Raw genomic sequence first — 11520 nt, forward strand, 5'->3', positions numbered from 1 at the left:
ATGAGCTATGCCATTGCCCTGAACTTCGAAGATGGGGTGACCCGCTTCATCGACTGCAAGGTGGGGGAGAAGGTCCTCGACGCCGCCTTTCGCCAACGCATCAACCTGCCCATGGACTGCTCCGACGGGGTGTGCGGTACCTGCAAATGCCATTGTGAAACCGGCGCCTACGACTTGGGTGACGACTATATCGACGACGCACTGAGCGCCGACGAAGCCCGGGAACGCCAGGTGCTGACCTGCCAGATGGTGCCGCAATCCGATTGCGTGATTGCCGTGCCGCTGCCGTCCAGTGCGTGCAAGACCGGCACCACGCAGTTTGCCGCGACGCTGGCGAGCATTACCCGCCACGCCGATGCCGCGCTGGAGGTGAGCTTTGCATTGGACCAGGCGCCGGTATTTTTACCCGGCCAGTACGTGAATATCGGTGTGCCCGACAGTGGGCAGACGCGCTCCTATTCATTCAGCAGCCGCCCTGGCGATACGCACGCGAGTTTCCTGATCAAACATGTGCCGGGCGGCTTGATGAGCGGCTGGCTGGAGCGCGCCCGGCCGGGCGATCGCGTGCCGATGACCGGACCACTGGGCAGTTTTTACCTGCGCGAGGTGGTGCGGCCCCTGTTGTTACTGGCCGGCGGCACCGGTCTGGCGCCGTTTCTGTCGATGCTTGAGGTGTTGGCACAGCGCGGGGAAGCCCGGCCGATCACACTGATCTACGGGGTAACGCGGGATCAGGACCTGGTGCTGGTTGAGGCTCTGGAGGCCTTCGCCGCGCGCTTGCCCCAGCTCACGATTGTCACGTGCGTGGCCGACCCGCAGACCGCGCACCCGCGCCAGGGGTATGTCACCCAGCATATGGCCCGCGAGGCGCTCCACGACGGCGATGTCGATGTCTACCTGTGCGGGCCGCCGCCGATGGTCGATGCGGTGCGCCAACACTTCAAGCACCAAGGCGTGAGCCCGGCCAGCTTCCATTACGAGAAATTCACCGCCAATGCCGTCGCAAGTTCTGACGCCGCGTGAGGAGATCAGCATGAATCCACGTTTTGACACCAAGGTAGCGCTGGTTACCGGCGCCGCCCAGGGCATCGGCCGGCGCGTGGCCGAGCGGTTGCTGGCGGAGGGCGCCTGGGTGGTCGCGGTCGATCGCTCGGAGCTGGTGCATGAGTTGCAGCATGCACGGCTGCTGACCCTGACCGCTGACCTTGAGCAACATGCCGCGTGTGCCGAGGTCATGGCCGCCGCCAAGGTGCGGTTTGGGCGCATCGACATTCTGATCAACAACGTCGGCGGGACTATCTGGGCCAAGCCCTTTGAGTTCTACGCGGTAGCGCAAATCGAAGCCGAAGTGCGCCGCTCGCTGTTCCCCACGTTGTGGTGTTGCCATTGCGTGCTGCCCTACATGCTGGAGCAGGGCAGTGGGGCCATCGTCAATGTGTCTTCGGTCGCCACACGCGGGGTCAATCGGGTGCCCTATGGCGCGGCCAAGGGCGGGGTCAATGCCCTGACCGCGTGCCTGGCCCTGGAGACCGCCGGCAGCGGCATCCGTGTCAATGCCACCGCACCGGGCGGCACCGAGGCCCCACCGCGGCGCATCCCGCGCAACAGCCAGCCGCAAAGCGAGCAGGAGCGCGTGTGGTACCAGCAGATCGTCGACCAGACCCTCGACAGCAGCCCGATGAAACGCTACGGCAGCATCGACGAGCAAGCGGGCGCGATTCTATTCCTGGCCTCTGACGAGGCCTCCTATATCACTGGCGTGACCTTGCCGGTAGGAGGTGGCGACCTCGGCTGATTCACCGTTACCTGCAGACATTGACTCACAACAACAATAAAGAGAGCACTGCCATTTTTGCTTTGCGTTGTTCAGCATTGCCACGGTGATCAACGGCTTTGCCAGCAGCCCCACGGAGTTCGGCATCTGCCGGTTTATCGCCGGGCTTGGCTGTGGTGGGCTGATGCCCAACGCGGCGGCGCTGATCAACGAATATGCGCCGAAAAAAGTGCGCAGCACCTTGATGGCCTTCATGTTCAGCGGCTATTCCCTGGGTGGCATGCTCGCCGCCAGTGTGGGGATTTTCATGTTGCCGGCCTATGGCTGGTCGTCGATGTTTTTTGTCGCCGTCATCCCGCTGCTGCTGTTGCCGGTGATTGTGCTGTGGTTGCCCGAATCCATTGGCTTTCTGATCCGCCAGGGCCGTGTAGAGCAGGCCCGAGTGCTGCTTAATCGCCTGTCGCCAGACACCCCGATCAACGCCGGGGATGAACTGCTCATCGCGGACGTCAAGAGCAAGGGCGCGTCGGTGGTGGAGCTGTTCCGGCATGGCCTGGCCATGCGTACGGCGATGATCTGGACTGCGTTTTTCTGCTGCCTGTTGATGGTCTATGCCTTGAGTTCGTGGCTGCCCAAGCTGATGGCCGGGGCTGGCTACAGCCTCGGGTCGAGCTTGTCGTTCCTGATTGCCCTGAACCTGGGCGGTATGGCCGGGGCGTTGATTGGCGGGCGGTTGGGGGATCGGCTGAACCTGGTGAAAGTGGTGATCTGCTTCTTTGTTGCCGCCGTGGTCTCCATCAGCCTGCTGGGCATCAACAGCCCGATGCCGGTCTTGTACCTGCTGATCTTTATTGCAGGCGCCACCACCATCGGCACGCAAATCCTTCTGTATGCGGGGGCGGCGCAACTCTATGGCTTGTCGATTCGCGCCACTGGCCTGGGCTGGGCCTCCGGCATCGGGCGCAATGGCGCCATCGTCGGCCCACTGTTAGGCGGCGCGCTGATGGCGATCGAGCTGCCGCTGCAACTGAACTTCATGGCCTTTGCCGTGCCCGGTGCCATTGCGGCCCTGGCCATGACGATGTTCGCCTTGAATGAGCGGCGCACCGCTATCCGGTTGCCCGCCGTCCAGGCGCTGTAACTGTCCGACCTGTCGATAATAAAAACAAAGAGCAACGACATGCACACACAACGTATCTGGCTTTCCCTGCTAGGGCTGCCCCTTGCGGCAACGGCGGGCGAGGGTGGTTTTTTCGCGGGTTCCACGGCTACCTTGCAGGCCCGCAACTATTACTTCAGCCGCGACTTCTCCGATATTGTCGGCGCCAACCAACAGTCCCAGGCCCAGGAGTGGGGTCAGGGGTTTATCCTGACTTACAAATCCGGGTATACCCCCGGTCCCATTGGCTTTGGCCTGGATGCGCTGGGCACCCTGGGCCTCAAGCTCGACAGCAGCCCGGACCGGGTCAATAGCGGCTTGTTGCCGGTCAAGGACGACGGCCGCGCTGCCGACGACTACAGCCGCCTGGGCTTGACCTTCAAGGCGCGGTTGTCCAGTAGCGAACTGAAGGTTGGGGAGTTGCAGCCGAACCTGCCGGTGCTGGCCTTCAGTGACATACGCTTGCTGCCGCCGAGTTATCAGGGGCTCAGTCTCAGCTCCAATGAAATCACGGGGCTGACCCTGCAGGCGGGGCACCTGAGCACCACCAGCCTGCGCAACGAGGCCGGTGACGGCAAGATGATCGCCATGCTTGGCCATGTACCGCAGCGCGGGGCTCAGAGCGACGCCTTCAATTATGTCGGCGGCGACTACGCCTTTAATCGCGAACGCACCAGTGTCAGCCTCTGGCATGGCCAGTTGCAGGACATCTACGCCCAGGACTTTATCGGCCTCAAGCATAGCCAGCCGTTCGGGACGTGGGTGCTGGGCGCCAACCTGGGTTACTACACAGCGCGCGAGGAGGGCGAGCAGTTACTCGGCAAGATCGACAACCAGGCGTTTTTCTCGCTGCTGTCGGCCAGGCGCGGTGGCCATACCTTTTACGTGGGGTACCAGGCGATGTACGGCGACAGCGCCTTCCCCCGGGTATTTGCCAATGTCACGCCATTGGGCAACGAAGTCCCCACCTACGAGTTTGCGTATACCGACGAGCGCTCCTGGCAGGTGCGCTATGACTACAACTTCGCGGCATTCGGGGTGCCGGGGCTGACTACCACGGTGCGCTATATCACCGGCGACAACGTCAACACCGGCGGCGGCTACGAGGGCCGGGACCGCGAGCGTGACCTGGATATCGGGTATGCCGTGCAAAGCGGCGTGCTCAGTGGCCTGGGGATTCGGGTACGCAATGTGATGGCGCGCTCAAACTACCGCAGCGATATCAATGAGAACCGGTTGATCCTCAGTTACACCTGGACGCTGCTTTAGACCCTGACCGAGCAGGGCCCCAGGCCTTGCTCGGTTAGCTTTTGTGTGCGGCGCAGGTGTACCGAATCATCTACCGTTACTGGCCAGCCACAATCCCCCTACGCGCAGCCAACCCACGACCACTGCACCAATCAGCAAAAAGCCCAGGTAACCGAACAGTGGATAGACCTGGCCCACCAGGCTGACAAATCCCACCAGGCTGCCAGCGAATGCCAATGCACCGAAGGCTGCCGAGCCAATGCGGAATGTACGTGTGCCTGCCGGCAGCAATCGGGCCGAAAAGGAATACAAGGTACCCACGGCCGTATTGACGATCATCAGGAAAATGATCAACGCCATCAGCAGGCCGAGGGCCGGCGAAACCTCAGTGGCGATGGACAGCATGGGCATGGGCAGGTCCGCCACGCTGTCCAGGCGTGACAGCAGACCCAGGCTCATTACCAACATCAACAGCCCCAGTAATGCTCCGCCGAAAATACCACCCCAGATTGCCTGTTTCTCGGACTTTGCGGCACCGCCCATGATCGCCAGAAACGGCACCCCGGCCACGATGTTGTAGGACACATACAACAACGCGCCCAGCAGCCAATGGCTCGCGCCAGGGTCTTGCTGGCTGGCCAGTTGGTTGAGGTCGCCGAAACTCAGGCCCCGGGTGGCGACGCCATACAGGGCCACGCCTGCCGCTGTCAGGACCAGCAGCGGTGTGACGGCGCCGATCATGCCAATGACCTTCTTCACATCCAGGCACACGATGGCGACCACGATCAGCGTCACCCCAGCGCTGCCGAACAGGGCGGGAATGCCGAACTGCTGTTCCAGCAGGGCGCCACCCCCGGCCAGCATGACCACCGTTACCGCAAACATGAAAAAGGTGATCATCAGGTCGACAAAGGTCCCCAGGTAGCGTCCGCACAACGCATGCACTACGTCCTTGTGGGACTTTGCCCGCAGCCGGCTGCCCATGCCCGCCAACGCCATGCCGAGAAAGATGAAGAGCGCGGCGCTGACCACCGAACCCAGCAGCCCCCAGACGCCGAAATCCACGAACATCAGTAGCAGCTCCCGACCGGAGGCGAACCCTGCACCGACAATGACGCCGACAAATGCGCCGGCTATTTTCAGACTTTCTTTCATGACGACTTCCCTCAAATTATTGTTGTTATCGCTCAGGGGGGAAGGCCACTGCTCATGGCCTACCGGGGCATCGCTCTGGCAAACGGCAGGGGTGGATCAACGGGCGCCGACCCATGCCTGGACTTCGATCTCGACATCGACGCCCAAGGCCAATTGGGCGCCGCCGACCGTGGAGCGCACCGGGAAGCCACCGTCGAAGTGGCGCTTATACACGTCGTTGAAACCCGCGAAATGCTGCATGTCCGACAGCCACACGGTGGCCTTGATCACCTGCTCGAAACTTGCTCCGCATTCGGCCAGGGTTTCGCCGATGCGGGCCATGGCCGCCTCGGTCTGCTCGCGGATATCACCGAGCACCACTTCGCCCAGAGGGGTCATGGGGACTTGCCCGGAGAGGTACAGGAAATCACCGACCCGAATGGCCTTGGAGAACGGGTAGGGCAGGTGGCTGGGGTAACGCTGGAAAGTGTCAGACATGCTATGCACCTCGTTGGGGGGATGAATTAACGCAAGCGGCCAGGGGCTAGGCGTTGTGGCTCGACGCCCTGGTGGCGCAGGGTCTCGGGAAGGGGAAGATCGAGTAATTGGCTGCAGGCCAGTTGCGATACACCGGCTGCGGACTGAATGCCGTAACCGCCCTGTGCCGCCAGCCAGAAGAAGCCTTCGCAATGATTGTCCCAGCCGACCACCAGGTCACCGTCGCCGACGAATGAGCGCAGGCCGGCCCAGCTATGGCGTGGGCGGCGAATGGTCAAGGAGGTGGCGGCCTCGATGTGATAGATGCCGGTGGCGATATCCAGCTCTTCGGGCATTACATCCTGTGGCGGGACAGGATCGGCATTGGCCGGTGAGCCCAGCAATTGGCCAGCGTCGGGTTTGAAGTAGAAGCTTTCGTCGATACCGATCACCGCCGGCCAGCGGGAGAAGTCCGTGTTTTCGGGGCCGTCGAAGGTAAAGGCGGAGCGTCGGCACGGTTGCAACCCCACGGGCGGCACGCCGCACTGCTGTGCGACCTGATCGGCCCAGGCGCCTGCGGCATTGACCAGGTGGCGCGCGCGCAGTTGGCGGCCGTCGGCCAGTACCAGGTGCCATTGAAGGCCTTCGCGGGTGGCGCCATTCAGTTGGGCATCGCAGTGCAGCACCCCGCCGGCCCGCCGCATGGCCCGCAAAAAGCCCTGGTGCAGCGCATGCACGTCGAGGTCGCGGGCATCGGTCTCGAGCATCGCCCCGGCAACCGCCTCGGGGCGCAGGCACGGCACCAATGCCAGGGCCTGCTCGGTATCAATCAATGACACGTTGCCGGCCTGCGCCCGGCTGGTGGCGAAGGCTTGTTGCAGCAGGGATTGCTGCTCTTGGCCGGCGATGTACAGGCAGCCGCGCGGCTCTAGGAGTGCATGTTCGGTGAACGCGGCGGGCGGCTGCTCATAGAAGCCTCGGCTGGCGCGGGTCAGGGCCTGGATCTGTGGCGTGCCATAGCTCTCCATGAACATTGCGGCAGAGCGCCCGGTGGCGTGGTAACCCGGCTGGCTTTCACGTTCGAGCACCACGACACTGGCCTGGCCGGCCAGGCGATAAGCCAGGGAGGCCCCCGCAATACCACCGCCGATGATGGCGAAATCGAAACATTCGCTGTTGGGCACTGCGAGTACCTCCTGTCTCTGGGGAAGGAACGACATGCCCTTTCCTGTGTTTTTATAATTCTCAGATAAGAGAAATGTAAGATATGAGAATTTTCCAGTCAACCCACAACCATGAGGTATTATTCCTGCCCATGCCCATGCCCATGCCCTGGCTCAGCTCCAGGCACCGTTTTTTGTACGACAGAGAGCCTGCATGAGTTCCGATTGCGCCTCGGGTTCCACAACCCATCCCTTGATAGATCGCGCCCAGGTTGGCGCCCGCCTGCGTGTGATCCGCAAGCACCAGAAGTTGACGCTCAAACAACTGTCCGAGCGCTCAGGCGTGGCTTTGTCGACCTTGTCGAAGATGGAACTGGCGCAGGTGTCGGTCAGTTATGAAAAACTGGCGGCTGCGGCGCGGGCCCTGAATATAGATATTGCCCAGCTGTTCAGCCCGACCAGACAAGGTGTCAGCGCCCAACAGCCTACGGTGGTCAGCACCGCCATCGACGGTGCGGCCGGCTACAGCACGGGCAATTATGACTATCACCCGATGGCCGGGGATTTCCCCGGGCGCAGCATGACGCCCATGTATGCGCGGATCTATGCGCGGGAACTGGGTCAATTCGAAGACTACATCCGGCACCCGGGGCAAGAGTTCGCGGTCGTCCTGTCAGGCCGCGTGCGCATTCAATTTGAAACCGGTGAATCCCTTAGCATCGGCTGTCGTGAGACGGCCTATTTCAATAGTGCAATCGGCCATATTTACCTGGCGGAAGGCGAGGATGGCACCGCCGCCGAAGTGATGGTGGTGATGTCGGAGTCCTGAGGCGCCAAGGCGTTTTTGGGCAGTGACCTCTACCGGTGCCCTGCAGTGATTGCCTGGTCTTTGGAGTAACACCGGATCACCCGCAGGGCGGTAAAAATGGCAACGCCGGGCGCGACCGCAAACACACCGAACAGCCAGCCGGCAGCATTGGCCGTGCCGGCGATGCCTGCGGGATGCGTAAGGCCGGCAAGGTTTGCCACCATGCCGGCGAGGGCCGCACCGAGGGCGGTGGCGAACAGTTGCACAGTAGTAATCGACGCGCCTGCCAAGTCCTGCTCGCTGGCAGGCGTCACCTGAAATACCCGGGTCAGCAAATGCGGCCACGCCAGCCCGACGCCAAACCCGACGGCGACGAGCGCCAGGCAGATCGGCGTGACCGTCAGCCAGCCACCGCTACTTTCGACGCGAATCAAAACGGCCAGTGCAGCCATGCCCGTCAAGCCAAGGATTGGGCCGGCAAGGATCGCGCGCCTGATGCCTTTGCCATGTGCCCCGGAACTTGCGATTGAGCCTAGCGTCCATCCGCCCGCCATAAGCGCCGCGAGGTAGCCGGCGGCGAGCGGCGATTGATGGTGCAGGACCTGGAGGAAAAGTGGCACGAAGATCTCGCCACTGGTAACGGCCACCGCCAGCAAGGACAGGGTTGCATACAGCACTCCCAGCGCGGAGGTGATCCTGAAGGCGCCCGTTGGCAGCAGTCGATGGCGGGCGCGGCTTTCTGTGACTATCAGCAGGCCAGTCAGGAGCGCGGCGGCACCCAGACCGGCGATGTTCCAGGCGAGTGTTGACGAGACGCTGGCGGCTGAAACCGCGAGCACGGCCGACGTCAGGAACACCAACTGGGCCAGAGGGAGCGGCAAGCGTTGTGATCTGATGGCGTTGCGTTTGGGCAACACCACGGTAGCCAACAGGGCGAACAACGCGGCGACAGGGATGAGCGACCAAAAAGCCGCGCGCCATACGCCGAGTTCAGCGAAGACGCCACCGACCGCCGGGCCGATCAGTGTGGCCACTCCCCACATGCCCGACACCAACGCCATCGCTCGCGGCCACAAGGTTTCATGGAACACCAGGCGGATCATCGCGTAAGAGAGCGCGAACAGAAAACCGCCACCCAACCCCTGGATCAGACGGCCGGCCAGCATCACGGGCATGGATGGGGCAAACGCACAGATCAGCGCACCGGCTGCAAACACCAGCGTGGCGAGGGTGTAGGCGCCGCGTGCCCCCAAGCCGACCAGGAGCCTGGCTGACAATGCTGAGCCAAGGATCGAGGCGGTGACGAACAGTGTGGTGTTCCACGCGTAGTAGTCGATACCGCCGATGTCCCGGACAACTGAGGGCAGGATCGTAGTCGCAATGTAGACGTTGATCGCGTGGAGCACGACGCCCCCTGCCAACGCCAGGGAGCGCACGCCATTGGCGCCAGAGAGGAGGGTGGCCCAACCTGCATTTGGAGGATCATCGACCTCTGGTACCGGTTGCGAACGTTGATCTGGTGAGGTGTGGTGGGTATTCATAGGGAGGCCACGTTGCGATTCAGGCACTCCTTATAAAACCTCAAGTAAGGTTAAGGTCAAGACCCAGGTCAGTCTCCATCTCCAAGTACAACTGGCCCTTCAAAAGACCTTGCAAGGGATAGCTCTCTGGGCAAAAGCCCATCAATGTGCATCCACCAGACGCTGCAAGGCGCCATCACGGATCGCAAGCACTTCAAATAGTCCCAGGGCACGCAGGGCCGGCAGGCTGTCGATAAGGTCCTGCTCGGCAGCGCTGCGCGCCGCGGGCGTGGAGGTAGGGGCGGTCCACACTCTGGCGTTGATCAGGAAGGCGCCAACGCTGCCTTTACGAATCATGACGCCGTTGCGTTGTACCTGGTTTTTGTCATCGGGCAGCAGATCTTCTGCACGCATGGTGTTTCCTCGCGAGGTCTTGAAGACCTTGACTATAAGGGCGTAGTGTTGGCTGATTTACGTTATTGAAGACAATCAATAACCCAATAAGGCCACTCATGCCAGCTGCCTTGATTTCCCCCGCCGAGGCCTCCTCGGCCGAGGATCCGTTGATTGTTGCAGTGATCCGCAAGGAGCTTGAACCACGGGTTACCGAGCGCCACGGCCATGCGCGGGGCCAGTTGCTTGGCGCAACGTCGGGCCTGCTTTCGGTGGATGCCGGTACCAGTCAGTGGGTGGTGCCTGCGACACATGCCGTGTGGATCCCGCCCAATATCCCCCACGGCGTGCGTTCCCATGGGCCGTTTGCCGGGTGGAGCGTTTACGTGCGCGAACTGGCGTGCATTGATTTACCTGAAACGCCATGCATCCTTGCAGTGTCCGGGCTTCTGCGAGAAGTAGTTGCCCGTGCTGCGGGGTGGGGAGCCAAGCCTCTGGACCAGGCGCAGTCGCGCTTGGCCGGTGTAGTGCTTGATGAAATACAGACTCTGCCCCGGGTGGCCCTGGGTTTGCCGATACCTCAGGACGCCCGGTTGCGCAAGATTGCCCAGGCGCTGTCGGATCACCCCGATGACGAGCGCGGCCTGCAGGCCTGGGCGACCTGGGTGGGGATGGCACCGCGCACGCTGACACGGCGCTTTGTGGTGGAGACCGGTTTCAGCTTTACCGAATGGCGTCAGCGGGTGCGCCTGCTAAGGGCCCTGGAAATGCTTGCGGCGGACATGTCGGTCACCCGTGTGGCCCTGGAATTGGGCTACGAAAACGTCAGCGCTTTTATTGCACTGTTTCGTCGCACGTTCGGTGTTACACCGGGTCGCTACTTTGCAAACTGCCTTTGAGGCCGGGCGCGCCCTAGCCGGGATCCGATCCAATACGAGCGACCTGTCAGATTCCGTCACGGCCTACGCGGCATGGGGGCCGCGCGATGGGAGTGACAACGCGCTGATCAACTCCAGCACCCTGATCAACAATGTGGGTGACATCAGTTCTTCGGCGATTCGCTCGACCCGCAGCGGCACCCAGCAATCCGGTGAAGTAGGCCTGAAGGGCAAATTCCAGACCGGGCCTGTGGGCCACGCCTGGACCCTCGCTACCACCCGTTTCACCTCCGACAACAGCTTCAAGGACGCCAGGGTCGGTATTCCCGGCACCACCCATTTCGACAACCTGGACTTTGGCGACACACCGACCTTTCCGGGTTATGGCGTGACCACCTCGCAGACCCGCGCGACCCTGGGCAGTTATGCACTGGCCGATACCCTGTCTTTCGCCGATGACCGCGTGCAATGGACCGTGGGCGCCCGCCGCCAGCGCGTGGAAAACACCACCGAGAACTTCGGTGACCGGGCGTCGAATGCGTGCGACGCTGCTGGCTATTTCGGGATGAGCTGAAGCGCCGACGTCATGAACCCACCCGGGCTCAAGGGCAATGGTTCACTCGGGTGGTAAGTGGTTACTTCAATTACCACGCGGTGCCAGGAAACTTGAAGCTATTGAGTGGCTTCAGGAAGGCCATATGCCGATATTGGCGTCAGGCTCTCGGGCGACGCAGCCAGCGAAATCGGCTGCAATGGTCTCGCTTCGGGTTGCTCACAGATCACTACATACCGAGCCCAAAGAATGCACACCCGTATCCTGAGGATCGCTTCGCGTCACGCACCCAAGGCAGGAGCCGTATGCGGTAGTTCCGCACGTACGGATCTGTGCGGGGGGTGGCAGGCAACTGCCATCCCTGCCGCGACCTGTTCATCTATGCGGCCGCAGATGTGAAACTTCACTCGTCC

11 protein-coding genes and 1 pseudogene are annotated in these 11520 nt (G+C 62.1%); 7 read left to right on the forward strand and 5 right to left on the reverse strand.

The genetic code is table 11. The features are described 5' to 3' along the window. From benC to JFT44_RS11005, 4 genes and pseudogenes are all read left to right on the forward strand, one after another. Positions 1 to 1023, forward strand: a complete 1023-nt coding sequence (gene benC, locus JFT44_RS10990; protein ID WP_198830640.1) for a benzoate 1,2-dioxygenase electron transfer component BenC — start codon at positions 1 to 3, stop codon at positions 1021 to 1023. Positions 1024 to 1033: 10 nt separating this feature from the next. Continuing rightward, a complete protein-coding gene (locus JFT44_RS10995) occupies positions 1034 to 1795 on the forward strand; it encodes a 1,6-dihydroxycyclohexa-2,4-diene-1-carboxylate dehydrogenase (RefSeq protein WP_169990109.1) in 762 nt (253 codons plus the stop codon). A 58-nt stretch (positions 1796 to 1853) separates the two neighbouring features. Beyond that, positions 1854 to 2915, forward strand: a pseudogene (locus JFT44_RS11000) (MFS transporter); the annotation flags it as partial. 39 nt (positions 2916 to 2954) lie between these two features. Continuing rightward, positions 2955 to 4202, forward strand: coding sequence for an OprD family porin (locus JFT44_RS11005; protein WP_186625720.1), 1248 nt, complete (start codon positions 2955 to 2957; stop codon positions 4200 to 4202). A 66-nt stretch (positions 4203 to 4268) separates the two neighbouring features. On the opposite strand, the gene JFT44_RS11010 is transcribed toward JFT44_RS11005, so the two are convergent. The 3 genes from JFT44_RS11010 to JFT44_RS11020 form a co-directional block, all read right to left on the reverse strand. Beyond that, positions 4269 to 5336 (reverse strand): hypothetical protein, encoded by a 1068-nt coding sequence (locus JFT44_RS11010; protein ID WP_198830641.1) that lies wholly within the window; start codon positions 5334 to 5336, stop codon positions 4269 to 4271. A 96-nt stretch (positions 5337 to 5432) separates the two neighbouring features. Continuing rightward, positions 5433 to 5813, reverse strand: coding sequence for a RidA family protein (locus JFT44_RS11015; RefSeq protein WP_186625724.1), 381 nt, complete (start codon positions 5811 to 5813; stop codon positions 5433 to 5435). A gap of 26 nt (positions 5814 to 5839) precedes the next feature. Beyond that, positions 5840 to 7012 (reverse strand): FAD-dependent oxidoreductase, encoded by a 1173-nt coding sequence (locus JFT44_RS11020; RefSeq protein ID WP_233098332.1) that lies wholly within the window; start codon positions 7010 to 7012, stop codon positions 5840 to 5842. 157 nt (positions 7013 to 7169) lie between these two features. Between JFT44_RS11020 and JFT44_RS11025 the strand changes: the two genes are divergently transcribed. Then, positions 7170 to 7784 carry a helix-turn-helix domain-containing protein gene (locus JFT44_RS11025; protein ID WP_057959698.1) on the forward strand — a complete coding sequence of 205 codons (615 nt, stop codon included), beginning with the start codon at positions 7170 to 7172 and terminating at the stop codon, positions 7782 to 7784. 29 nt (positions 7785 to 7813) lie between these two features. Here JFT44_RS11025 and JFT44_RS11030 read toward each other — a convergent pair whose 3' ends face one another. Next, positions 7814 to 9304 carry an MFS transporter gene (locus tag JFT44_RS11030; protein ID WP_198830642.1) on the reverse strand — a complete coding sequence of 497 codons (1491 nt, stop codon included), beginning with the start codon at positions 9302 to 9304 and terminating at the stop codon, positions 7814 to 7816. A gap of 141 nt (positions 9305 to 9445) precedes the next feature. Then, entirely contained in the window at positions 9446 to 9697 is a 252-nt protein-coding gene (locus JFT44_RS11035) for a hypothetical protein (RefSeq protein WP_057959696.1), read from the reverse strand. Between the two features lie 98 nt (positions 9698 to 9795). On the opposite strand from JFT44_RS11035, the gene JFT44_RS11040 reads away from it, so the two are divergent. Both JFT44_RS11040 and JFT44_RS11045 read left to right on the forward strand, forming a co-directional pair. Further along, a complete protein-coding gene (locus tag JFT44_RS11040) occupies positions 9796 to 10575 on the forward strand; it encodes a helix-turn-helix domain-containing protein (RefSeq protein WP_169960295.1) in 780 nt (259 codons plus the stop codon). Then, the gene (locus tag JFT44_RS11045; protein WP_233098333.1) at positions 10559 to 11128 is read left to right on the forward strand and encodes a hypothetical protein; all 570 of its coding nucleotides are present in this window, start codon (positions 10559 to 10561) and stop codon (positions 11126 to 11128) included. The genes JFT44_RS11040 and JFT44_RS11045 overlap by 17 nt, the downstream gene beginning before the upstream one ends. Positions 11129 to 11520: the final 392 nt, after the last annotated feature.

It is taken from the genome of Pseudomonas sp. MF5691 (genome assembly GCF_016405645.1).
Lineage (GTDB): Bacteria > Pseudomonadota > Gammaproteobacteria > Pseudomonadales > Pseudomonadaceae > Aquipseudomonas > Aquipseudomonas shahriarae.